The organism is Flavobacterium riviphilum (assembly GCF_055231795.1).
The window spans coordinates 86,685-110,216 of record NZ_JBUYSY010000003.1 but is presented as its reverse complement, the minus strand read 5'-3'; the positions used below and the strand labels follow the sequence as shown (position 1 = coordinate 110,216).

General features: G+C 33.3%; 25 protein-coding genes. 19 read left to right on the top strand and 6 right to left on the bottom strand.

All coding sequences use genetic code 11. The features are described from left to right. Positions 1-19 precede the first annotated feature (19 nt). Together ACZIX2_RS05375 and ACZIX2_RS05370 are read left to right on the top strand one after the other, a co-directional pair. Positions 20-181: a DUF2683 family protein gene (locus ACZIX2_RS05375; RefSeq protein ID WP_463339058.1), complete on the top strand. Its 162-nt coding sequence runs from the start codon at positions 20-22 to the stop codon at positions 179-181. A gap of 91 nt (positions 182-272) precedes the next feature. Next, positions 273-437, top strand: a complete 165-nt coding sequence (locus tag ACZIX2_RS05370) for a Txe/YoeB family addiction module toxin (protein WP_463339057.1) — start codon at positions 273-275, stop codon at positions 435-437. Positions 438-588: 151 nt separating this feature from the next. On the opposite strand, the gene ACZIX2_RS05365 is transcribed toward ACZIX2_RS05370, so the two are convergent. The 4 genes from ACZIX2_RS05365 to ACZIX2_RS05350 form a co-directional block, all read right to left on the bottom strand. Next, positions 589-1,488, bottom strand: coding sequence for a S41 family peptidase (locus tag ACZIX2_RS05365; protein ID WP_463339056.1), 900 nt, complete (start codon positions 1,486-1,488; stop codon positions 589-591). A gap of 28 nt (positions 1,489-1,516) precedes the next feature. Continuing rightward, the gene (locus ACZIX2_RS05360) at positions 1,517-2,146 is read right to left on the bottom strand and encodes a hypothetical protein (protein ID WP_463339055.1); all 630 of its coding nucleotides are present in this window, start codon (positions 2,144-2,146) and stop codon (positions 1,517-1,519) included. A 168-nt stretch (positions 2,147-2,314) separates the two neighbouring features. Beyond that, positions 2,315-2,791 (bottom strand): TspO/MBR family protein, encoded by a 477-nt coding sequence (locus ACZIX2_RS05355; protein WP_463339054.1) that lies wholly within the window; start codon positions 2,789-2,791, stop codon positions 2,315-2,317. Between the two features lie 58 nt (positions 2,792-2,849). Then, the gene (locus tag ACZIX2_RS05350) at positions 2,850-3,275 is read right to left on the bottom strand and encodes a QcrA and Rieske domain-containing protein (RefSeq protein ID WP_463339053.1); all 426 of its coding nucleotides are present in this window, start codon (positions 3,273-3,275) and stop codon (positions 2,850-2,852) included. A 174-nt stretch (positions 3,276-3,449) separates the two neighbouring features. Between ACZIX2_RS05350 and mvaD the strand changes: the two genes are divergently transcribed. The 8 genes from mvaD (at position 3,450) to ACZIX2_RS05310 (ending at position 10,423) form a co-directional block, all read left to right on the top strand. Next, the gene (gene mvaD, locus ACZIX2_RS05345; RefSeq protein WP_463339052.1) at positions 3,450-4,541 is read left to right on the top strand and encodes a diphosphomevalonate decarboxylase; all 1,092 of its coding nucleotides are present in this window, start codon (positions 3,450-3,452) and stop codon (positions 4,539-4,541) included. 44 nt (positions 4,542-4,585) lie between these two features. Beyond that, the gene (locus ACZIX2_RS05340) at positions 4,586-4,807 is read left to right on the top strand and encodes a hypothetical protein (RefSeq protein ID WP_463339051.1); all 222 of its coding nucleotides are present in this window, start codon (positions 4,586-4,588) and stop codon (positions 4,805-4,807) included. 16 nt (positions 4,808-4,823) lie between these two features. Beyond that, positions 4,824-5,108: a type II toxin-antitoxin system RelE/ParE family toxin gene (locus ACZIX2_RS05335; protein ID WP_463339193.1), complete on the top strand. Its 285-nt coding sequence runs from the start codon at positions 4,824-4,826 to the stop codon at positions 5,106-5,108. 13 nt (positions 5,109-5,121) lie between these two features. Then, positions 5,122-6,060, top strand: a complete 939-nt coding sequence (locus ACZIX2_RS05330; RefSeq protein ID WP_463339050.1) for a mevalonate kinase family protein — start codon at positions 5,122-5,124, stop codon at positions 6,058-6,060. A gap of 23 nt (positions 6,061-6,083) precedes the next feature. Continuing rightward, the gene (locus ACZIX2_RS05325; RefSeq protein ID WP_463339049.1) at positions 6,084-7,037 is read left to right on the top strand and encodes a geranylgeranylglycerol-phosphate geranylgeranyltransferase; all 954 of its coding nucleotides are present in this window, start codon (positions 6,084-6,086) and stop codon (positions 7,035-7,037) included. Positions 7,038-7,279: 242 nt separating this feature from the next. Further along, positions 7,280-8,182: a pseudouridine synthase gene (locus ACZIX2_RS05320; RefSeq protein WP_463339048.1), complete on the top strand. Its 903-nt coding sequence runs from the start codon at positions 7,280-7,282 to the stop codon at positions 8,180-8,182. A 67-nt stretch (positions 8,183-8,249) separates the two neighbouring features. Beyond that, entirely contained in the window at positions 8,250-8,612 is a 363-nt protein-coding gene (locus ACZIX2_RS05315) for a nuclear transport factor 2 family protein (protein ID WP_463339047.1), read from the top strand. A 50-nt stretch (positions 8,613-8,662) separates the two neighbouring features. Then, complete coding sequence (locus ACZIX2_RS05310) at positions 8,663-10,423, top strand: DUF885 domain-containing protein (protein ID WP_463339046.1); 1,761 nt, start codon at positions 8,663-8,665, stop codon at positions 10,421-10,423. Between the two features lie 71 nt (positions 10,424-10,494). On the opposite strand, the gene ACZIX2_RS05305 is transcribed toward ACZIX2_RS05310, so the two are convergent. After that, entirely contained in the window at positions 10,495-11,064 is a 570-nt protein-coding gene (locus ACZIX2_RS05305) for a hypothetical protein (RefSeq protein ID WP_463339045.1), read from the bottom strand. Between the two features lie 257 nt (positions 11,065-11,321). On the opposite strand from ACZIX2_RS05305, the gene ACZIX2_RS05300 reads away from it, so the two are divergent. The 9 genes from ACZIX2_RS05300 (at position 11,322) to ACZIX2_RS05260 (ending at position 20,608) form a co-directional block, all read left to right on the top strand. Continuing rightward, a complete protein-coding gene (locus ACZIX2_RS05300; RefSeq protein ID WP_463339044.1) occupies positions 11,322-12,026 on the top strand; it encodes a hypothetical protein in 705 nt (234 codons plus the stop codon). Positions 12,027-12,328: 302 nt separating this feature from the next. Continuing rightward, complete coding sequence (locus ACZIX2_RS05295; RefSeq protein WP_463339043.1) at positions 12,329-13,702, top strand: phage integrase SAM-like domain-containing protein; 1,374 nt, start codon at positions 12,329-12,331, stop codon at positions 13,700-13,702. A 153-nt stretch (positions 13,703-13,855) separates the two neighbouring features. Next, positions 13,856-14,494 (top strand): hypothetical protein, encoded by a 639-nt coding sequence (locus ACZIX2_RS05290; RefSeq protein WP_463339042.1) that lies wholly within the window; start codon positions 13,856-13,858, stop codon positions 14,492-14,494. 85 nt (positions 14,495-14,579) lie between these two features. Further along, positions 14,580-14,858 (top strand): helix-turn-helix domain-containing protein, encoded by a 279-nt coding sequence (locus ACZIX2_RS05285; RefSeq protein WP_131480035.1) that lies wholly within the window; start codon positions 14,580-14,582, stop codon positions 14,856-14,858. Between the two features lie 265 nt (positions 14,859-15,123). Next, complete coding sequence (locus ACZIX2_RS05280) at positions 15,124-16,278, top strand: hypothetical protein (protein ID WP_463339041.1); 1,155 nt, start codon at positions 15,124-15,126, stop codon at positions 16,276-16,278. Between the two features lie 11 nt (positions 16,279-16,289). Further along, on the top strand, positions 16,290-16,511 hold the full coding sequence (locus tag ACZIX2_RS05275) for a hypothetical protein (RefSeq protein ID WP_463339040.1): 222 nt from the start codon (positions 16,290-16,292) through the stop codon (positions 16,509-16,511). A gap of 1,485 nt (positions 16,512-17,996) precedes the next feature. Beyond that, entirely contained in the window at positions 17,997-19,016 is a 1,020-nt protein-coding gene (locus ACZIX2_RS05270) for a hypothetical protein (protein WP_463339039.1), read from the top strand. 265 nt (positions 19,017-19,281) lie between these two features. Then, complete coding sequence (locus tag ACZIX2_RS05265; protein WP_463339038.1) at positions 19,282-19,692, top strand: lipocalin-like domain-containing protein; 411 nt, start codon at positions 19,282-19,284, stop codon at positions 19,690-19,692. A gap of 202 nt (positions 19,693-19,894) precedes the next feature. Continuing rightward, on the top strand, positions 19,895-20,608 hold the full coding sequence (locus ACZIX2_RS05260) for a hypothetical protein (RefSeq protein ID WP_463339037.1): 714 nt from the start codon (positions 19,895-19,897) through the stop codon (positions 20,606-20,608). Positions 20,609-20,685: 77 nt separating this feature from the next. Here ACZIX2_RS05260 and ACZIX2_RS05255 read toward each other — a convergent pair whose 3' ends face one another. Then, positions 20,686-23,523, bottom strand: a complete 2,838-nt coding sequence (locus tag ACZIX2_RS05255) for a type I restriction endonuclease subunit R (protein WP_463339036.1) — start codon at positions 23,521-23,523, stop codon at positions 20,686-20,688. Positions 23,524-23,532: the final 9 nt, after the last annotated feature.

The window sequence follows — 23,532 nt, the reverse complement described above, 5'->3', positions numbered from 1 at the left end:
AGGAAAAGCTTTTTTAGAAATGGCTCGTGTGTTTTCTGAAAATTCAAAAGAAATTGTTTTAATTGAAGAAGAGGATAAAAGCCCTTACAATTCTGAATTTGTAAAAAAAATCAAAAAAGCAAGCACTGAGAAAGGCCGACTAATGGAAAGTGCAGAAGATTTATGGGAAAGTATCAAGTAATCATTAAAGCAACTGCTGAAAAAGATTTATCCAAACATAAAAAATCAGGCGATCTTGCTTCCATAAAAAAATTATAAAAATACTTAATGAATTGAAAGACCATCCCTACACTGGTAGTGGAAACCCTGAACCGTTAAAATTTGAATTAAGCGGATATTGGTCAAGAAGAATCAACAAAAAAGACCGTTTAATATATGAGGTTCATGACGATATTGTAACAGTCTTTGTAGTTTCAGCGCTAGGGCATTATTCTTAATGTTACAAAAGCATATTCTTTTTCTCAAAATATTTTGCAGACGAAATTGTCAATATCGACGCCATCAAAGGCGGATACAATTTTCAAAATGCTTGGATGAGTAGGTTTATTGTGGCGAATGCGGTGGGGTGAAAAACGACAAAAAAGTTAATTATTTACCCGTTTCTATAAATTGAATCGCAAGTTCCAAGACTTCATCCTTACCATCACGAAGACCCAAGATGGTTGGTTTTGCCTCGATATCGGGAACTATCCCAATGCGTTGTGTTTCTCTTCCATCAGGATAAAAAACACCTATACCAGAAAATTTTATCGTCCAATCTTTTATAAAGTCAATTCGCGATACATTACCATCGGCTCCTGCAGTTTGGCTACCTATCACTGTTGCATTATCAGCAGTTTGTAAACACATTGTCGCCCATTCTGATTGGCTAAGTGAAAATTCATTAACTAAAATTATTACCTTCCCTTTGTAATTATTTGGATTCTCAGAACCACATAGATTTGTTTTGGACCAATAATATCTTCCAGGATAGGTGAAATCCGGTTTTGTGAATTTTACAAAAGGTCTTTCTTTTGAATTCAGAAACTTAGAAATCTCAAAGTTGGTACCATTAGGATAATTTCTCATGTCAAAAACAATTGCTTTTGTACTACCTAATAGCTGTACCATTTCCGCAACATCTTTAATTCTTAACGTTGCCATATTAACATAACCAATATTGTTTTCAAGTACAATAAAATTGGTTTTTGGCTTTCTTTTTAACTCATTCCTAAACTCAGTAATTCTTGATTCTTTATATGAATACATAGTTAGTGTTTTCTTTGCCACTTGCCCATCTCTAATGAATTCTACATCAAGTGACTTGGCATAACTGCGGGCCACTTTATCAATAAATTGTTTCTGGTAGACAGATTCATTTGAAGCACTAATGTAAGGTCGCTCTTCTTCTAGAAGTTCATGAATAGTTTTACCATCCATTTTGGTAAAAGCATCTCCTAATCGTAAATCTTCTTTAATAGCTAATGAATCTGTTAGAATTTTAGACACTATCAATTTTTGATCTATTATTTTAAACTCAACAGAAAAAAAAAAAACGCTCTTTACCCAAATTCTCCAATTTAGTATAAGCAAAATCAGCATGAGAATCATTTAAACGAGCTACTAGTTTTGCAACTGCTATTTTAAACTCAGGCATACTTTTGGCAGCTAAAAAAACAGGTAGAATATCATTCAATGTCACATCCCACTTAACATCCATTAAATATTTATTTGGAAAAAAATATTCAACAATATTCCAATATCGAAAAAGGGCCAAAAGGCGAGCATTTCTATTGGAGACATCAAAATCTTCGTAATTTTCATTTTTTGCAAATGCATTTTTTCCATCATCAGGATGTACATAAAATTGTGGCCCTTGATGTCGATTTTCTTTGATAAACTCAAGCTTACTTGATAGCGTTTTTGAAAAGTAAATTGTCGCTTTTAACCATGATAAATCCAAATTTTTGTAGAAATACTTGGTTTGCATATAATCATCATTACATGTCAAACATTTTTCAACTATACCAAGAGTTTCTATCCACTTTTCTATCACTTCAGAGAACTCTTTTTTGTTTTTAGCTTTTTCTACTTGAGGTAGAATAGTAAATAATTCTTTGTCCCAATCATACTTCCCACTAGCCACGTTAGGATGATAGTATTTCAAGAAACCCCAAACTTTGGCAGTAGTGGCTAATTTTTCAGTTTCTGATAAAGAATGTTGAGCGTGACTTATTTGAAAAAATAAAAAAAGAGTTAAGGAGAAGAAGATTTTTTGCATAAAGGAAATTTGTCTTTAATTCACTAATTGTTCATTAAAAACAAATATACCTAATTATTTATTCAACCACCAAATACTAGCATTCAACACGGTAGCAAAACTTACCCAAGCCAAATAAGGCAACAATAAATAGCCCGCAATTTTATTGATTTTAGCAAACTGAAGATAGGTTTCATAAATCATCAACCACAACAAAACAATCTCGATTCCGGCTAAAAAAGGATTATGCAATCCAAAAAACAAATAGGACCACAAGGCATTTAAGGCCAATTGAATCGCAAAAAGCGTCAATGCTTTTTTGACAATTGGTTGGTTCCATTCGATTTTATCCCAAACCAAACCCGCTGCCACACCCATCATTACATACAACAAACTCCACACAGGTGCAAAAACCCAATTCGGTGGATTAAAAGAAGGTTTTACTAAAGTGGGATACCAATCTAAAATGGCGGCTTTGGTAACGGTACTCGAAAAGTAACCAATGGCCAAACAGGTGACCACCACTGTGAGAATTCGGGTGAGTTTATTCATTAAATTGAAATTTATTTTTTTCCAAAAATAAAAATTGAAAATTTAAATAAGGCCCAAATTATGAAAAAACTCGCAAAGAATTGCCAGTCAAGGAAGTTTTGTAGGTAGTGAGATTACGTGTTGCGGGACCAACAGTAACTACACCCGTACTACTAAACTGAGCTCCATGGTTCGGGCAAACAAACTTGTTGCCACTAGCACTGTAATTTATAGTAGTTCCTTCGTGCGTACAAGAAGCTGAAACCGCTAAAAAATCACCCGCTAAGGTTCTAGCCACTACAATGCCTTTGGTTACCAAAAAACCACCATTAGTTGCCAAGGAACCCGTACTCACATCGAGGACAAAATCAACCCCTGTTGGTGCTGGATCGCCACCACTTGAATTATCATTGGAACAACTTGTGGCTACCCCTGTGATACAAGCTGGTACTAAAACGGCAGCCGCACCAAAACCTACACGAGCAAAAAATTCTTTTCTAGTCATAATTAAATCGTTTTAATGAATAGTTGACTTCCTAAATGTTAAATAATTAAATAAAAATAAATAAAAAAACTGAAACTTCCACTACAACAAAATCCATCCTTGTAGAGGAAGTGTATAAAATTGAAAAACACTGTGGTCAAAATAGTATATTTGTGCAAAATTTTACTTTTCAAGATGGAATCAACTGTTTTTACACCTTCTTCACCCTATACCCAAAACGTAGACCAAGGTTTTTTTGAATGGAGTGCCCCTAGTAATATCGCCCTAGTAAAATATTGGGGAAAAAGAGACGATTTAGGACATCAAATTCCAGCCAATCCGTCAATCAGTTTTACACTAAATAACTGCAAAACCATTACTAGTGTGGCTTTTGAAAAAAAAGCAAATCAGGACAATTGGTCTTTTGACTTGCTTTTTGAAGGACAGCCCAAAGAGGAGTTTAAACCCAAGATTCAGAAATTTTTGGAGCGAATTGCTCCATTTATGCCCTTTTTGAAAGACTATCATTTTACTATCAATACACAAAATACCTTTCCACACAGTTCTGGAATTGCTTCATCAGCTTCGGGGATGGCGGCTTTGGCAATGAATTTCATGAGTATTGAAAAAGCCTTACACCCTGAAATGACTGAGGAATATTTCTATCAAAAAGCGTCTTTTCTAGCTCGTTTAGGCTCAGGAAGTGCTTGTAGAAGTGTAAAAGGAAATTTGGTTGTTTGGGGAGACCAAAAGAATATTGAAGGAAGTTCAAACCTTTTTGGAGTGCCTTTTTCAGGAAAAGTACATTCGGTTTTCGAAAACTATCAAGATACTATTTTATTAGTCGATAAAGGCGAAAAACAAGTATCGAGTACGGTGGGTCATGATTTGATGCACAATCATCCTTTTGCCATACGTCGTTTTGAACAAGCTCATGAAAATATTGACCAATTGATTTCCATTTTCGAAAACGGAGATTTAGAGGCTTTCATCAAAATTGTAGAAAGTGAGGCCTTGACCTTGCACGCGATGATGATGACTTCTATGCCTTATTTCATCTTGATGAAACCAAACACCTTACAAATCATCAACGCCATTTGGAAGTTTAGAAAGGAAAACAACATACCGGTTTGTTTCACCTTAGATGCAGGGGCGAATGTACACGTTTTGTATCCAGAACATACTAAAGAAAAGGTTTTACACTTTATTAAGAATGAATTAGTTGGCTATTGCCAAAATGGTCAGTACCTTTGTGACCAAATTGGGTTTGGCGCTGCAACATTGTAAACTGTTTTTTGCTATCTTTGACACCTATCTCTAATGCAACGGTTATGGATATCGAATTAGAAAAACTGGAATTAATCAAATTATTGGAAGCAACACAAGACGTAACTATTGTTGCTGCCATTAAAAAGATTTTCAATGCTTCGAAAAAAGATTTTTGGGAAGAATTGACACAAGAGCAACAGTTTGAAATCAATGAGTCATTGAAAGAATATAAAAATGGAAAATTCGTTTCGTTTGATGAATTTATCAAACCTTATTTGAAGTAATGAAAAGAACGGTTGTATCACTCCAAAGGCTCAATTGGAGATGATAACTATTTTTGATTATTTACAATCAAGATGGAATAAAAACACGAAAATAAAATTTGCAAATAAAATAAATGATACTTTACAACTACTAGTTGAGAATCCAGAATTATTTCCAGTTTCAAGTCTTAATAAAAAAATCCGAAAAGGAGTAATTACCAGGCAAACTAGTCTTTTTTATCATTTTAACCAAAAGCATATCGTTCTCGTTGCTGTGTTTGACACCAGACAAGACCCAACAAAAATTAAGAAAATAAAATAATAGCACTATACGTATGAAAGGACCTTTATTTTACTCAAAAATATTACTTTTCGGAGAGTACGGAATTATTCAAGACTCCAAAGGATTGTCTATTCCCTATAACTTTTACAACGGTGCCCTTAAAAAAGAGGAGCATCCTTCGCAAGAAGCGATAGCCTCTAACGGACACTTGAAACGATTTGTAACCTACTTGGAGTCCTTACAAACAGAGCAACCGGACTTGGTACAATTTGACATTGCGACTTTGCAAAAAGATGTGAATGAAGGGATGTATTTTGATTCGAGTATTCCGCAAGGCTATGGTGTTGGAAGTAGCGGGGCTTTGGTCGCGGCTATTTATGACAAATACGCACAACATAAAATCACGGTTTTAGAAAACTTAACCCGTGAGAAATTATTGGAATTAAAAACCATTTTTTCTCAAATGGAAAGCTTTTTCCACGGAAAAAGTTCTGGCTTAGACCCTTTGAATAGCTATTTGAGCATTCCGATTTTAATCAATTCTAAAGACAATATTGAAGCCACAGGCATTCCAACTCAAAGTTTTGACGGCAAAGGCGCTGTGTTTTTGTTAGATTCTGGTATTGTAGGAGAAACCGCCCCTATGGTAAACATATTCATGGAAAACCTAAAAGATCAAGGATTCCGAAACATGCTCAAAACACAGTTTGTTAAATATACCGATGCCTGTGTTGAAAATTTCTTGGGGGGCGACATCAAATCCTTATTTACCAATACTAAAAAATTATCGAAAGTAGTGTTGAGCCATTTTAAACCCATGATACCTGAACAATTTCATGGTATTTGGCAACAAGGAATCGAAACCAACGACTATTACTTAAAACTATGCGGTTCAGGCGGCGGCGGTTACATTTTGGGCTTTACGCAAGACTTGGAACGTGCCAAAGCAGCTTTAAAAGACTACAAACTTGAAGTAGTGTACCAATTCTAAAAAACGTTCAGACGCCATTCAAGATGCAACGAGAGCAAAAGCTATTGTTATTAAAAATCGTTAGTCTGTTCTCTGTTATTCGAGGGTACAACATTCCTATAATTATCATTGCGCAGTATTTGTCGGCTATATTTATTATGGCTCCAGAGCAGCGCGCCTTGAGTATATTATTGGATTTCAACATCTTTATTTTAGTCTTTGCTTCTGCCATTGCAATCGCCTCAGGATACATCATTAATAACTTTTACGACAGCCAAAAAGACTTAATCAACCGCCCAAACAAATCGATGTTGGACCGATTGGTGAGTCAGAAAACAAAACTTCAGGTGTATTTTATCTTGAATTTCATTGTGGCGTTGATGGCTTGGTTTATTTCTTGGCGAGCCTTATTGTTTTTTTCATTCTACATTTTTCTGATTTGGTTCTATTCACATAAATTGAAAAAAATCGTTTTTATTGGCAATTTATCAGCGGCATTGCTGGCAGTTTGGCCTTTTTTTGCCATTCTTTTGTATTACTATCAACCCACTTCGATTGAAGAATTGGAACGCCACAAAGACCATTTTGCGGTAATCTTTGCTCACGCTTCTTTTTTGTTTTTATTGATTTTGATTCGGGAACTAATCAAAGATTTGGAAAATTTGAAAGGTGATTTGGCAAACAATTACCACACGATTCCTGTATTGTATGGTGAAAATTGGTCCAAAAGAATCAGTACAGGATTAACCATTTTAACCTTGGTTCCAGTGTACATTTTGATTGAGTTGTATGATGTGGGCTATATGGATATCTACTTTTATAGTTGTTTGATTGCCATGCTGTTTTTTTTGTTTTTGCTTTGGCCCTCTCATCAAAAATCAGACTACATCAGATTGCACAACATCCTAAAATTTCTGATTGTAGCGGGCGTTTTTTGCATTGTTTTAATCAACCCAAGTGTGCTTTGGCACGGAAAAGACTGGTTATTGAAGCAGTAACTTCTTTAAAACAAAACGTTCTTTAGTGCAGGATTCCCTAGCCCTGATGGGAACGGCATCCTTTACTGCCGGGGTTCGGCAGTAAAGATATAGTGGACAGCAGGAAACAGCTCCTAAAACAAATCGACTTACTAAAAAATACTACTTAACTACTAATAAATTAGTTAGTTACCGTTTTCTAATTATCGAAAATCGTTTCACAAGGATATAAATAGTATCTTTGCACCAAATTAGAGATTATTATGAATAATAAGGAAGGCAACAACAAAAGAGGCGGAGCAAGACCTGCAGGTGCAAGACCCAACTCGAATAAGCCAAAACCTGCAATGCCTAAAAGAGCACAAGGCCCTAAAAAAGCTAAGCCTACTGCCAAAATAGAAGAGGCCAACAAAGTGGTTAAAAAACCGAATCAAGCCGCCAAAAGACTTAAAGAAAAAGACGAAATTCGTTTGAATAAATACATTTCGAACTCGGGCGTTTGTTCGAGACGTGATGCGGATATTTACATTCAATCTGGTAATGTAAAGGTAAATGGTGTTCCCATAACCGAAATGGGATACCTAGTAAAACCAACCGATGTAGTGAACTTTGACGGAAAAGTGTTGACTCCAGAGAAGAAAGTGTACATCTTGTTGAACAAACCCAAAAACTTTACCACAGCCCTTGATGAAGGTCAGGAATACCGTAACGTTTTGGAATTGGTAAAAGGCTCAACTACAGCCAAAATCGCACCGATTGGCAGAATGGATAAAAACACAACGGGTTTGTTGTTGTTTACCAATGACACCGATATGATTCGAAAATTCACTTTACCGAATCAGAAATCATCCAAAATCTACCAAGTTTCTTTAGACAAAAACTTGAAATACGAGGATTTAGAGAAAATCAGCAAAGGTGTCATTCTTGATGGCCACCGCGTTTATGTTGAAGAGGTGAGTTATATTGAAAATGAACCCAAAAGTGAAGTAGGTTTGAAATTACGCTCGGCGAATGTAAAAGTGGTGCGTTCTATCTTCGAACAATTCAATTATGATGTGTTACGCATCGATCGTGTTTCGTTTGCTGGCTTGACCAAGAAAAATTTGCCAAGAGGGAATTGGCGATTACTCACGGATCAAGAAATCATCAATTTGAAAAACATTTAACACAAAGAAATACTACACCATCCCATTACAATCCAATTGCAATGGGATTTTTTAATTATAAAAATGTATGACTCCAGAAAAACTAAACGCTATAGCCTACAAATGGTTTGATTGTTTTAACAAGAAAGAATTAGAAAAATTGTTATCCCTTTATGACGACGAAGCGGTGCACTTTAGTCCAAAACTAAAAGTGCGACAACCTGAAACTCAAGGTTTGATTTCGGGTAAAGAGGCCTTACGATCTTGGTGGCAAGAAGCTTTTGAGAGACTTCCGAGTTTACACTATAAAGTAACATCGCTGACCGCTAATGGCGATCGAGTATTTATGGAGTATATCCGAAAAGTTGAAAATGAGACGGATTTGTTAGTAGCCGAAGTGTTAGAAGTTAAAAATGAAAAAATTATCGCTTCGAGAGTGTATCATGGATAAGATTTTTAAAAAAATGAAGTAGCTTTACCAATAAACAAAACTTTGCAAAAATGAAAAAAAACCGCTTTTTACTAGTCTTTGCACTAGCTGTACTTTTAGTTAGCTGCAAAAAAGAAACGAACGCAACGGACTTCACCGCACTTACCAAAAGTTATTTTGATGACAAAAATGTGCTAAATCCACTGGGAGCTACTCAAAACGGTCAAAACGAATACAACGACCAATTGCAATTTGAAATGACCGATTCGTTCCGAAAAAAACAAGAAGCTTTTTATACAAAATACGAATCGGCATTAAGCACGATAGACACCACGTCTCTTTCCGAAGAAGAACGCAACAGCTATGAGATTATGAAATGGGAAATTGCAATGGGCAAAGAAATGTTGCAATATCCTACCAATTTAATGCCTATCAATCAATTTGAAGGCACACATTTAGCCATCGGACAAATGGCGGGTGGCACTGGAGCACAACCGTTCAAAACGGAAAAAGATTACGCCAATTTCCTAAAAAGAATGGAATTGTATAGTCAATGGATGGACTCAGCTATGGTGTACATGAAAAAAGGCATCAAAGAAGGCGTGGTATTACCCAAAGCCTTAACCCTAAAAATGATTCCACAATTCGAAACCATGCCAACCACTAAAGTAGAAGATAATCTATTTTACTCCGCAGTAAAACTCATGCCCGCTTCGTTTTCGGCTAACACCAAAGCGGATATAGCCAACAAATACAAAAAGGTAATCACTACAAAACTGGTTCCACAATATCAAAAAATTACTGCTTTTTTGAAAACCGAATACCTCCCCGCTTCCAGATCTACAAGTGGCATAGGAAGTCTTGCCATTGGCCAAAAATTGTATAGCAGTTATGCCAAACAATGGACTACTACCACCACTACTCCAGAAGCCATTCACGAATTAGGGCTGAAAGAAGTAGCTCGAATCCGAGGAGAAATGGAAAAAGTAAAAGCCCAAGTAGGATTCAAAGGAAGCTTATTGGCCTTTTTTGACGAAGTGAGAAACAAAAAGGAGTTGATACCTTTTACGCAGCCTGAAGAAGTGATTGCTAATTTCAATCGCATTCATAAAATCATTGAACCGAAAGTCAATCAATTCTTTTCCTTACAACCCAAAACCAAGTTTGAGGTAAGACGAACCGAAGCGTTCCGAGAAAAAACAGCTAGTGCCGAATACAATCAAGGCACAGCCGATGGTAGCCGTCCGGGAATTTTTTACGTACCTATACCAGATGTAAAGAGCTACAATGTATATGGTGACGAAGATTTATTTTTACACGAAGCCATCCCAGGACATCATTTTCAGGTATCGTTACAACAAGAAAATGAAAATTTACCAGATTTCAGAAAATTCAATTGGTTTGGTGCCTATGGCGAAGGCTGGGCCTTGTATACCGAAAGTTTAGGCAAAGAATTGGGATTGTATCAAGATCCTTATCAATACTTCGGTATGTTGGGCAACGAAATGCATCGCGCCATCCGTTTGGTAGTAGATACGGGATTGCACAGCAAAGGCTGGACAAGAGAGCAAGCTATTCAATATTCGCTAGAAAACGAAGCTGAGAGCGAAGCGAGTATCATTGCCGAAATAGAACGCTATATGGCCATTCCAGGACAAGCCCTTTCGTATAAAATGGGGCAACTCAAAATAAAAGAGCTTCGAGAAAAAGCCAAAACCAAAATGGGAAGCCAATTTGACATTAAAAAATACCATGAAAAAGTATTAGAATCCGGTTGCTTACCCTTGGCATTACTAGAAACAAAAATTAATCATTGGATCGATAATAAATAAAACAAAACGGGAGGCCTTTTACTATGGTCTCCCGTTTTTTGGTTACTATAATTAACTACAATCAGAACCTATTATTGAATTTTTTTATTTCGAAAAAAAGAAAATCCCGTGTTTTTTCTTTCTGATTTTTTAATAGAAGGAATAACATATTCTATAGTTGTAACCCCCAACACCAATCGAACGCCTCGTGGCAACAATCCACACAAATAAGTATATTGATCATGTAACAAACTTTCAAATTCCTCAGGCATGTCATTTTTTAAACTCGACATTATATGTAGAGCAACCAGATTCAAAACAGCTCTTGCTGTGGCACTTCTAACACAAATTTCATTAGAAATCATTTCAGGAATACGGTCCTTTTTGATGGTAAAAAGCTGTTCGACAAAATACATTCCTTCCGGAAATACAATTTCTTTGACACAAAAACCATCCAATTCCTTTTCAAAATTTGCAGCAATCTCTCGAGACAAAAGCAGCTTCAAATCCGCACCCTTATGATTGTTAATTCCTATCAATAGCGTTCCAATACAAACTTCAACAGTCTTCCTTACCAAAACCTCATTTTCATCCAAACAATTAGACAACTTAACCAATAAGTCGTTAGAAATTAGATTTTTAAAATAAGGCAGTAGTTGCATACGTAATTTTACTATTAAATATTTCTTAAGATTTTACTTCTAAATAATCGATAAAATGCATAATAAAATCGATTAAGTGATAAAATTAAATGATTTTTATAAAATTTGAAACAAAATTTGAATTTTTTTTAACAAAAATAAAGGATTTAATTTATTAATTTAATAATAAAATGTAGATTTGAGTATGAAAGAATAAGAGGAATTATATTACATAGCAGAAATCCCATATTAACTTAAAAATGTAATAAATAGAAAATATGAAAAATTATGTGTTAAGTATACTTTTGAGTTGTACAGTTTTATTAGTTAATGCCCAAAGTTTAGGCGGAACCAATGAAACGATTGCCCCCTTATACAACAATCTGAGCACTTTTGAAGCTAATAAAATCTTTAATCAAACTTATTTTAAAGATATTGAAGGTACACCTTACCGTTTCAAAGATTTTACCAATGCTGAAATTATAGGTGTTCCCACTAAATTCTTGATGCGCTACAATGCTTTTGAAGACGTCTTAGAAATAAAAAATGAAAAAAACGAAATATACAACGTAACAAAAGAACCTAAATTCAATACGATTATATTTCAAAATGGCCTTTCAATAGTACGATTGATTGCTCTAAATAGCAATCCAAATGATTCAAATTACAAGTATATGTTTGAAATTACGAAAAGCGGCTCATTGGAATTACTTAGACACGATAAAGTAAAATTTACTGAAGGCAGACTACCTCGAAATTCATTTGATTTAGGTTCAAAACCTAAATTTTCTCCTTTTATCTCAACGTACTACATTATTCAACCCGATAAAAAAGTAATCGAATTTCCCGACAGCAAATCAAAATTGTACGCCCTTTACCCTGAACATAAAGCGGAGATCTCCGAGTATATTAAAAAAAATGAGGTGAATTTTAAACTAGAGAAGGACTTGATAGGACTCACGGTTTTATTGAGTAAATTCTAAAAAAAAAGCTTCTCGATTGAGAAGCTTTTTTTGTGCGGATAATAGGACTCGAACCTACACGCCAAGACATTCTATTTGACCAAACCACCAAACATCTGAAAACCGTACAACAACAACTTTAAAACTCAATAATTTCGGTACTTAATAAGGTTTTCTAAACTTAATTGAGAATAGAAAAAAATAGAATAAAATAGAATGAAATCTTAAAACAGTTGGGCAATGGTTGGGCAAGTTTATGAAACGTATTACAAAAATCATTATCTTTGAATTGTTCAAATGTTCAACCGTTCAAAGTTCAAAAAATGGCAACTGTAAATTTTAGATTAAGAAGTAAGGCAAATAAAAACGTATCTATAAAAATACGTCTATCAATAGACCGAAATAATGTATTTGAGTTAAATACAGGTTTTTCAATCCACCCAAAAGACTGGAGCGAAACAACTGGACTCCCCAAACAAACCAATCCCGAAAATAAAATATTATCCAGCGACCTCAAGAAACTAGATTCTTTTGTAACTAAAAGCCTCAATATTGACTTAGGAAAAGGAATATTGATTGACTCCAATTGGTTAGAATTAAAAATCAATGATTGTTTTAGTAGAGTTATAAAAACCGATAAGGGTATATTAACAAATCATATTCAATACATAATCGATAATGCAAACACTCGAAAAGTAAAAAACAAAATTGGTTTGAGTCCTAGCACAATCAAAAACTACAATCTTTTCAAAAACATCATTTTAGAATATCAAAAGAATATTAAAAAACAAATTCAATTTGTTGAGATTACAAAACCTTTTGTTGACAAGTTTACCAATTGGCTCATTAATGATAAAAATTATTCTACCAATTATGCTGGTAAACAATTGGAAATACTTAAAACGGTTTGTATTGATGCAGAAAAAAACGATATACCAGTAACTCCCTATTCAAAAATCATTCAACATTTTAGAGAAAGTGACAAAGACCGTTATATACAAACCTTATCTTTTGCTGAATTGGAACAAATCAAAAATGTAGATTTATCAAACATTGAATACCTCAACCGATTCAAAAAAGAAAACCCCGAACTAACTAAAAATCTTTCAATTACCCCCGAAAGTTTGAACAATGTTCGAAATTGGATTTTGTTAGGTTGCGAGATTGGGCAACGTGGTGGGGATTTGTTAGAAATTACAACCAACAACATACGCTATAATGGTAAAAACTACTATATTGATCTCATACAACAAAAAACAAATAAGAGTGTTACAATTGGTATTATTGCACCTCATGTTGTTCAAATAATAGAAAACCACTTCCCTAAAAAAATCCCACACCAAAAACTAAACGAATATGCAAAAGTGATTTGTAAATTATCGGGAATAGTTGAAATAGTAAAAGGAACAAAACTAAATACAGAAACAAACCGAAAGGAATTAGGAAACTATCCAAAATACGAGTTGATTGCCTCCCATTGTTTTAGACGTTCATTTGCTAGCAATTACTATAAAAAGATACCTACTGCAGTATTGATTGGTATTACGGGACACAGTAAAGAAAGTTTGTTTTTAACGTACATTAACCAACGAGAGGACAAAGACACAAACGCTGATTTATTTATGAAATTTTATGAAGAAATCAACAGAGACAAACCGGCTAAAATGGTATTGTTACCTAACGGCACAAATGAATAAAAAAGAAATATAAGATTTTGAAGCTCGCAAAACGGCCAAAAAATAACAAGTAAAGTTCAATAGACTAAGTAATAAATAAGAACAGGACAGTTATACTGAAATAAACTCAAGTTCAAAAGTTCAAATTAATTCAAGGAATACAGGCAAAAAAAAATGAGAATTGATAATAGTTATACCCTAGACGAATACAAAAAAATTTACCCTGTTTTATTAGAAAAATTTCTACTTGAATATGAAGACCATGACGAATTTATTTTTGCAACTGCAGAAATAGAAAAGGTGTGTTCCGGCCTAATAGATATTCCATCAATCGAGTTTAGTAATGAATTCACACTAAAACATTTTTCTAAAAAAGTACGAGATGGATTTAACAACGATGCTGATCGGGAATTTTTAGAGTTGGCAAAAAAACATAATTTAAGTTCATTTAAAATAATAGCTTTTTTAGAATCAAAACTATCCTATTTCGAAACCAAAACAACTCACACTGAACCGCCCACCGAAAACAAACACCCTAATATATTTATAAATGACAGTTTCAAATTGTTCGAATACATTTTAAATAATCATATTACAGAATTAAGGGGGCGTATAAACGACATTAGTTTTTATTATTGGAAAATGTACAATGACAATTACATTATCCAAAAACCCTATCCATTTGTAGAATGGTTTACTAAGTTATACAATGTTGAAAGTTTTCAAATAAAAACATTAAATACAACTCAAAACGCTAACAGATTAAAACATTATTCAAATTCGTTAGACTGGTTTAAACTTCAAAACAAATAACAGACTGTAAAAAGTACAATTTCAGACTTTAAACAGTACAACCGTATTTAAACCTTTGCCGTATCAATAATTAAAAACATTAGATATGGCACAAGTTCAATTTATCCAAACAACTCCTCAGGAACTACAACAACAAATTAACGAGGGCATAAAAATCCAGTTACAGGAATTTTTAAAACATTTCGCACCAATCCAACCTAAGGAATATTTGACCCGATCAGACGTGGCAAAAATGTTTAGTGTTGACATTAGTACCGTTTCCAATTGGCAAAAATCAGGAAAACTAAAACCTCTCGGAATCTCTGGGCGTGTTTACTTTTTACGATCCGAAGTAGAGGCAAGTCTTAAACCCCTAAACGTTTAAGAATCTGTTTCCAATACAACTACTTCAAAACATTCTTAGCTCCTATAACACAAACTAAAAGATACAAAAAAACGAGAGTTGTTCAGGCTCTCGTTTATACTTTGTTCAAAAGTTCAGTTTTCAACAGGCAATGCTAAAAAACTTCAACAAAGATAATCAATTGGTTGACTTCATAAAAATAATAATTAAGCACTTACAACCCTCTATTTTAGAGACCAATCCCCTATTGGACTTTTACGATACCATAAACTTAACTACCGGCGAGATGAAAACCACAAACAAGAATGGCAACAAGGTAACACCATCAAAAAACGCTTCGTACAAAGGTTTGGAGTTTAAAATTTATGACACGGGAACTATAACACTCTCAGGAAGTTTACATAAGTACTGGAATGATGGAGCGCACAATTACAACGACTTTAATAACGAAGCGGTTTCGTTTATTTTGAACGACTTAAATACAAAATTCGATATTGATCCAAGCAAATGTATTTTGAAGTGTTTAGAGATAGGCATTAACATAACACCACCTGTTCCAACAAATGAAATTTTAGACAATTGTTTACTTCACAAAACAAAACCTTTTGAATATCAAAAAAATTCAGATGAAGGCAAATATAAACAGGTGCAGCACTCTCAATACATTATCAAAATTTACAATAAGGCGTTACACTACAAATCAAAAGGGTTTAAGATTAAAGACGAAATAATGCGTTTTGAAATTAAATATACTAAAATGCAAAAACTGAATGAAAAAGGTATTTTTAGTTTACAAGATTTAATGAATTACGGTTTGCAGAATTTCAAAAATGAGATTTTGAATGAATGGCAAAATGTGCTTTTTTATGACAACACTATCCAAATTGACCATTTAACTAGTAGATCAAAAAAGGCACTATTAGAGTATTCAAACCCAAATTACTGGACTGGATTACTAGCAAACAATCAAACTAAAAACTTTACCTATCATAAAAATCAATTAAAAAAAATTGTTTCCAATAACTCAAACAAAATCCAAGATTTAACCGCAGAGACAATTGGAAAAAAGATTGATTTTCTAAATAGTAAGACTATCCAAATTGACCCTTTAACTATAATGTCAAAACGGATAGTATTTAATGATGAAAACGATACTAAAAAACATATTTGCAAAGTGACTGGTTTTAATATATCGATGCAAAAAGAAAACAGTAATTTACTCTCACATACTGGACTGAAATACTACTACAAAACAGACAAAAGAATCTTTGAACAAATCAAAAGGCGGTACTTATCAAAAATATGGTTTAAGTCAAATTTCGAAACCCAAATAAAAGAGATTGCACATAACATTAGAAACCATAGTAGCAACCAAAACATTAAACAACATAGACTATATCAACCACAACAAATAAACATATTAAACCAATTAGGAATATAAACAACCAACAAATGAAACTAATAAACACAGATACACAATACGATTACTACATTGATTACTTTCAAGGAATAGAAGTAAGTATAAAAAAAGACAAAACAACCAATCAAATTTATTACAGCTCTGATAGTGTAGCAAAAATATTAGGATTTAATAATGCTGATGATATAATACAAAGAAATAGTGATGTCACTAACGCCTTTCTAGATGGTATGAATAAAGGTTTAGTAATATGAAACTTCTAATAACAAAGATTGAGTAAACGAGTACTAGTGTACGAAAGCTTTGCATATCGCATTTGTCTTTGCTAGGAAAAAAATAACTGCACTAGTATTCAAAACATTATTTATCAATTTCGTCTATTGTAAAAGAAAATAATATAAATTATATATATAACTACAAGGACTAAACAAACAACACATGCATAAGTCTAGGTTTGACGAATAGGTAGATTGTTTGTTTGAGTTTCCGAAACGTACACACGAACGTTCAAAGAATGAAAAACTGGGTTTTAATCAATTTAGTGCTTTCATGAGTTTAATATACTGCACTCCAGCAGTCAAGTTGTAAATATCGCAAGGAGAATGGGCACTTGGACTACTATGTAGGAAACATGTCGGAAAATATCTTGTATGCACTACACATAATCCATACCTTATAAGCAAGTTACACACGCACAATGTGTTCTTGATAGGACTGCACTCCCATAGTAGTTCGTGAGTGAGACGTTCGCAGTCAGCGAGCAAAAAGGCAAAAACTTTGGACAATCGTCTCTAATTCACGCCCCCCTGCCTTTTGCAATCGTGTTTTCCTTTGGGCCGGTAGGCGCGAAAAAACTGTATACCACCTCCACCACGCAGCTATATACAATTTTTTATATGCGCCACTTTTGAGCAATACGTATAGCAAGTGCATGTTCCTCCACTTTGTTTCTGAGTAGACTCACTGTTTGAGCTACATCTTCGGCATTTTTGACTTTGGTTGTTCCTTTGAATTGAATATCTTTCTACTTCATCCGGATTACACATAAATTACTGCGGTTGTAGTTATTACCGTCGGTATCTCCTTCCCATTGTAGGTTGAATTCACTTGAGTTAGAATATTTACTAGCAGATTCTCTATAGGATATATTTTTTTTGCCATCTGTTTTAGTATTTAATTTTAAGACGCTTGATTGCAATGATTGTCGGTCTGCGTTCGTTCCATCTGGCTTAATGTTTCTTGCGGTGTTACTAGTTAGGATTGTTTTATGTAATTCTTACAATATTTCTGGTCTGTCCAAATATAAATTAACAAAATATTAGATTTGTTTTGCATATTACAAACGCATTTACAAAATGGTAAAGGATAAAATTGCTATTGGGTTCTATAATAAAACTATCTAGGTGAACACCCAAAGACCAAACCGCATTTTATTGCTCCACTTCTGAAAGACTTAAAATTTGTAGAGTTTAATTTTATCCATACTACTAATTTAGAAAACTTAATTAATTCTAAATATCACTAAAAGTGGGTATTGCAAAAGTTGATTGATAAGATTTACTTTGTTTTGTGTTGTAATCTTGCATGTCACATTTGATAATTAGGGTATCAAAAGTACTCAGTAAATTAAAAATTCATTTCGGATTAATAAGATACTCAGTGTATATGTGATAATAGATAAATTATGACTCTAGTAAGACCTATACAGAAGTTAGCACCAATGCATATATGACGCCAACATGAAAGATAAAAAACTTAAATTAATTGACGAGAACAACTCTCCTCTTTTTAGAATTATGTCCGTTTACAATCTGAACGGACAGAATATTGCGTTTTCAAATAATATTTGTGCTTTCCATATTGGAAACGGACTTGTTATTAGCGTAGCACATAATCTAAGGACATTAGACGGACTCCCTCTTTTGCTTTCTGACACTTTTTTTCAAAATGAACTTACTCCAAAAGTTGACCCGAATGACCTTCCGCTATTTAACCAACATTACACCTCTATTCCAGGGACTTCAAAACGAGTGTTTAATGGTGGTGGAAATCAACCTTTGATAGAGCAATTAGTGAAAATATTAGATGTTGGTAAGGTTGACAGAAGATATTCTAAATTGCATTCAGAAAATTGTTGCAAGCCTTATCTTGTTACAACTTTTAGAAATAATGCTTTTTGCGATGACCCATTATTAAATGTTCATTTTTCTCCAAGCAATTCATTCCACGAAGCAAATCTAAATAGATACACATTTTTAATTGAATTAGAATTATTGGATGAGTGCATCAATGAGGACCTCGCAATTTATAGAATTGTAAACACGCACAATAACATAATAAATAAATTGCCTTCAGTTGAGGTTGATTTTCAGTTGCACGACACAGGCACAGAAAATTATTATTGCCTTCAGACAGCACCATACGACAATTTGGGGAGAATAATCAATGAAGCAAGAATTGAAGGAATTTTAGACAATTTTAGTCAACAAAAGGATGTGCTTGACAACATCTACACTATGGACGGTACTCGATATTTGATAAAGGGATATTTTAGGTTTGGTTCTTCTGGGTCTCCGTATTTAATTTATGACAACGAGACTGAAAAATTTAAAGTTAATGCAGTTCAAAGTCAAGCAAGTTTTATTCAATTATCAATAGAGGGAAAAATGGAAGGTAATTTACAATATGTTAATGGCGTAGCATCTCCTCTTTCACTAATTGAGACAAAGTTGAAGGCAAGAATTAATGAAATTATTTAAACTCAAACATACAAATGCACTAGGTGCTAACAGCACCTATAAGAAATTGGCGGTTCAGTGGTTAAATAAAGCTTTGTGTTTCGTATCACGTTCAGTACTGGCGGACAGTTTAGTGCTTCGAAATCGCAAACTTGTTGCAGCTGCAAAACTTTGTAGGTAATTTCAAAAGAATAGTAATAAATAAAAATGGCGGGCAAAAAATAACTAAAAATTCCATTTCGACGCCTTTAAACTTCGAGTGAAGTAATCGGGAAAATTATAAATTATGAAAAAAAAAATTATTTTAGCAATCGTTACAATTTTGAGTATTGTAAATTACTCTTGTTCAAAAGATGATAACAATAACACACAAAATGCTGATTTGATTATTGGAAAATGGAATGGTGTTTCGAGTACATTTAATGGCACTAACTCTGGTGTTCCTGATAATACTCCTATTACATTTACTTCAGATAATAAAGTTTCCTTTACTTATTTAGGCCAAGGAAATAATGGTCAGGATTTTAACGAAAATGGAACTTGGCAGAAAACAGGAAATACATTAAAAATAACTTGGGATTCTGCAGACCCTGGATTAGAGGTTACAACGTTTACTATAACGGAATTAACTTCTAGTTCACTTAAATGGCAATCAACTGTTGATGGAAAAATCTTAACTGAAAACTTTATTAAATAAGAGAAACTACCTACAACAGCAATAACAAGAAATGACAAATTAAGTGGCAACATCACATATACGTTTCGCAAGAAATTTAGTGGTAGCCGAAAAATATCGGTTACGAACATTGTCACTTCTTGTAGCTGCGGGAACGTTGACTGCTTGTTATCACTGATTGAAAAAAGTGTAATTATATTAGTTTAATTTAGAGGACAGTAATATGACTAAAGATGTTTTGACTTTTATTTTTTTTTTATTTCCTTTATTTTTTATAACCTCATTATTTGTTTTTTTCCTAAGTTATCTTGTAAAATCTTGTGATGTTTTTATCACTTATCGAATAAGAGGTTTTATTAAAAGAGAAGAAATTTATGGTGCCTATCATACAGAAACACTATCAGAGAAAAAAAGATTTTATTTCCTTCCCTTAATTGTATTTAGTTGTTTAGTCGTTTATCACTATATTATTTTTAGAAAAATATTAAAAATAGATTATATTTCTCTTGATGATTTTAAATACAATTTTTGCGTTGTTTTTTGTGTTATTGTATTTCTTATTTCAAGTGTTAAGACTTCATTGTTTGAAGGTATAAATAGAGATAAAATGATTACTGTGTTTATTGCTTCTAGTTTTATGATTTTTGGATATTATACATTTTGCGAACTCATTGAAAAAGATAGAAAAAGATATAGTAAAACAGAAAACTCAATATCGGAGGAGAAATTAAAAGCATCCAAAATTGAAAGTGCTAATTTGCAAATAAAGATTTATGAAATAGAGGAAAAAGTTAATGATTTAGAGATCGCATTAGACGATTTCAAGAGTAAAATAGGCGAAGTAAGTATTGAAAACTACGATAGTAGTATGCAAAATGTTCATTCGAAATTTAGTGATGTGGAGGGTAAATTGAATGAATTAAAAAGCGATTTTTGAAATAAAAAAATAATAGCATTGCTAGCACTTAATTTTCTAATTTCTGTAAATACCTCCATAATTCATTACTGAGAGTATTAATCATTAAAAAAGGTGTCGATAAAATTCAAGAACTTTCTCAAAATAGTATCTCCAACTTTTGATCTTTGTAAAATAGAAGGTTGATTTTCCAGCACTTCCACTACTTCTTGTTTGGTAGGGATTCGTTGGGTAAATAAATAATCTTCGGTTAGTTTTTTAAGTTTGTCCGCATTCAATTTTTCATCGGTTACAAACTGGTTAAAAGCTTTCTCTTGCTCTTCAATCATAAAAGCAGCATAACCCTCTTCAATAGACATATCATCTAGCGCCGGTAAGTTTTCTTCAATGAAACGTTCTATCAATTCTCGTTTGCTACGCAGTTTAACATTACCCGCAACAAGATCTAATATTTCCTTTTGTCTGCGTTCTTTTTCCGCTGGGTTTATTGCTCTTAACTTGGCTAACAATCCTAAAATATAGGTTACTGTAATATCATCGCGATGAATCAATTCTAGTTCAAAATCAACTTCGTTAAGTATGGAGGTTTTTTCTTTTTTACCTTTATCTGATAACTCTAAGTATTTGGATTTATAATTTTCAAATTCTTGTTCGCCTAAAGTAATATCATCAAATTTAAAATCTACAAATGAAGCAATTATGTTTTTTAACCTAATGACTTCACGAAATGCTTTTACAAATTCCAGTTCTTCATCTTCTGTATATAAATCATCTACTGATTCGAAAGTTGGGGTAATTGCTATTAAACTAGCATAGGCTTCATTAATTTCTTTAACGTAACTTTCGTATGGTTTTAAGATGATAATTTCTTTGGCCTTTTTATCTGAAAATAAAGCAATAGCATCATCCGTGGCTTTCTTCAGATTTCTAAAAACAACAATATTTCCCTGTGACTTTTTATCACCCAAAATTCTGTTGGTTCTGGAATAGGCCTGAATTAAACCATGGTACTTTAAATTCTTATCTACAAACAAAGTATTCAAGGATTTGCTATCAAATCCCGTGAGAAACATATTAACCACAAACAAAATATCTACCTGTTTGGTACGAACTCGTTGTGCTATGTCTTTGTAATAATTATAAAAGGATTGACTATCTTTCGTAGTCCAACTGGTTTTAAATGTCTTATTATATTCTTCAATATAACTCTCCAGTTTATCTCTTTTGTGGAACGCATTATAGATTTCGCCATTTTCAGCTACTTCATTAAAATCTTTTTCATCATAATCTTCCACATCGCTGATCATTTCATCATTGGCACCAAAACTAAAAATAGTTGCCATCTTTAAATCATGTTTACCCTCTTGTTTTAATTTGAGAAACAAATCGTAATATTTAATCAACATTTCGACACTACTCACACAAAACATAGCCGTAAAGGTTTTGTTTTGTGTTTTTATTGGATGTTGCTGAATAACATAATTAGTAATCTTTTCGATACGATCATTGCTTTCTAAAAGTTCTTGAGTGTCAATTGCTTCGACTTCAATATCAATTTCGTTTTGAGAATTCTCACGTTCTCTGTATTTACCAACATATTCTACCGAAAAGCGCAATACATTTTCATCCTTGATAGCATCTGTAATCACATAACTATGCAATTGTTCTCCGAATAAACTTGCCGTGGTTTGGTTTTGCTTATTTTTAGACAAGGCATTTTCTACAAAAATAGGTGTACCGGTAAACCCAAACATTTGATAGTTTTCAAAATATTGGGTAATCTTTTTATGCGTGTCTCCAAATTGCGATCGGTGACATTCATCAAAAATAAAAACTATCTTTTTGTTTTTGAGATCATCCATTGTTTTAAGATGGTGTTCTCTTGTAATGGCATTGTATAATTTTTGAATCGTCGTAACAATCAACTTACTATTGCCATCTTTAAACTGACGTACTAAATTGGCCGTGTTATTGGTTGGATCAATACAATCAGGTTTAAAGGCATTGAATTCTTTGGCGGTTTGGTAATCTAAATCTTGTCTGTCTACACAAAAAACTACCTTATCTACCTTTGGTAATTGGGATAATATTTGACTGGCTTTGAACGACGTTAAGGTTTTACCCGATCCTGTAGTGTGCCATATATAACCGTTGTGATTGCTGTTTTTTACCTTATCAATAATGCGTTCTACGGCATTAAATTGATACGGACGTAATACCATCAACATTTTATCAGAATCATGCAAAACGGTGTATTTCGTGATCATTTTAGACAAATGACATTTCTCTAAAAAAGTATTGGCAAAATCTTCTAGTTTAGAAATCCGTTTGTTGTTTTCGTCGGTCCAAAAGAAGGTTTGTTTGTAATCCGGTTTTTTGTTTCCAAAATTGCTGAAGTATTTGGTGTTTACTCCGTTACTGATTACAAATAACTGCACATAATTAAACAAGCCAGTATTGGCTGAGAAAGAGTGTTTTTGATAACGATTGATTTGATTGTAGGCTTCTTTTAATTCTAAACCTGTTTTCTTTAATTCTATTTGCACCAAAGGCAAACCATTGATTAAAATAGTAACATCGTAACGGTTTTTGTAATTGCCCTCAACTGTAATTTGATTGGTTACTTGATACTGGTTTTGACACCAAAAATCCATATTAATGAATTCCACATATACCAGCTCGTTTGCCTCATTTTTGAAGGCAAACTTATCTCGAAGTAACAACGCTTTTTCAAAGATGTTGTTAGATTTGGTAAGGTGGTTTAGAATTTGCTTGAAATCACTATCTGAAAAAACTTTGTTGTTGTGTTTCTCTAATTGCTTTTTGAGATTGACTAGTAAATCATTTTCATCCTTAATGGTTACTTTATCGTACCCATTAGCGGCTAACTGATTGACTAGGTTTTGTTCTAAAATTAATTCGGATTGTGATGTCATGCTTTATTA

Bases quoted from the DNA above. Each gene is read 5' to 3' on its own strand.
- ACZIX2_RS05375 (WP_463339058.1), top strand. From the start codon at position 20: ATGGCTCGTGTGTTTTCTGAAAATTCAAAAGAAATTGTTTTAATTGAA.
- ACZIX2_RS05285 (WP_131480035.1), top strand. From the start codon at position 14,580: ATGGCACAAGTTCAATTTATCCAAACAACTCCTCAGGAACTACAACAA.
- ACZIX2_RS05290 (WP_463339042.1), top strand. From the start codon at position 13,856: ATGAGAATTGATAATAGTTATACCCTAGACGAATACAAAAAAATTTAC.
- ACZIX2_RS05330 (WP_463339050.1), top strand. From the start codon at position 5,122: ATGAAAGGACCTTTATTTTACTCAAAAATATTACTTTTCGGAGAGTAC.
- ACZIX2_RS05310 (WP_463339046.1), top strand. From the start codon at position 8,663: ATGAAAAAAAACCGCTTTTTACTAGTCTTTGCACTAGCTGTACTTTTA.
- ACZIX2_RS05275 (WP_463339040.1), top strand. From the start codon at position 16,290: ATGAAACTAATAAACACAGATACACAATACGATTACTACATTGATTAC.
- ACZIX2_RS05355 (WP_463339054.1), bottom strand. From the start codon at position 2,791: ATGAATAAACTCACCCGAATTCTCACAGTGGTGGTCACCTGTTTGGCC.
- ACZIX2_RS05305 (WP_463339045.1), bottom strand. From the start codon at position 11,064: ATGCAACTACTGCCTTATTTTAAAAATCTAATTTCTAACGACTTATTG.
- ACZIX2_RS05270 (WP_463339039.1), top strand. From the start codon at position 17,997: ATGAAAGATAAAAAACTTAAATTAATTGACGAGAACAACTCTCCTCTT.
- ACZIX2_RS05315 (WP_463339047.1), top strand. From the start codon at position 8,250: ATGACTCCAGAAAAACTAAACGCTATAGCCTACAAATGGTTTGATTGT.
- ACZIX2_RS05260 (WP_463339037.1), top strand. From the start codon at position 19,895: ATGACTAAAGATGTTTTGACTTTTATTTTTTTTTTATTTCCTTTATTT.
- ACZIX2_RS05295 (WP_463339043.1), top strand. From the start codon at position 12,329: ATGGCAACTGTAAATTTTAGATTAAGAAGTAAGGCAAATAAAAACGTA.
- ACZIX2_RS05265 (WP_463339038.1), top strand. From the start codon at position 19,282: ATGAAAAAAAAAATTATTTTAGCAATCGTTACAATTTTGAGTATTGTA.
- ACZIX2_RS05320 (WP_463339048.1), top strand. From the start codon at position 7,280: ATGAATAATAAGGAAGGCAACAACAAAAGAGGCGGAGCAAGACCTGCA.
- ACZIX2_RS05280 (WP_463339041.1), top strand. From the start codon at position 15,124: ATGAAAACCACAAACAAGAATGGCAACAAGGTAACACCATCAAAAAAC.
- ACZIX2_RS05300 (WP_463339044.1), top strand. From the start codon at position 11,322: ATGAAAAATTATGTGTTAAGTATACTTTTGAGTTGTACAGTTTTATTA.
- mvaD (WP_463339052.1), top strand. From the start codon at position 3,450: ATGGAATCAACTGTTTTTACACCTTCTTCACCCTATACCCAAAACGTA.
- ACZIX2_RS05340 (WP_463339051.1), top strand. From the start codon at position 4,586: ATGGATATCGAATTAGAAAAACTGGAATTAATCAAATTATTGGAAGCA.
- ACZIX2_RS05325 (WP_463339049.1), top strand. From the start codon at position 6,084: ATGCAACGAGAGCAAAAGCTATTGTTATTAAAAATCGTTAGTCTGTTC.
- ACZIX2_RS05255 (WP_463339036.1), bottom strand. From the start codon at position 23,523: ATGACATCACAATCCGAATTAATTTTAGAACAAAACCTAGTCAATCAG.
- ACZIX2_RS05350 (WP_463339053.1), bottom strand. From the start codon at position 3,275: ATGACTAGAAAAGAATTTTTTGCTCGTGTAGGTTTTGGTGCGGCTGCC.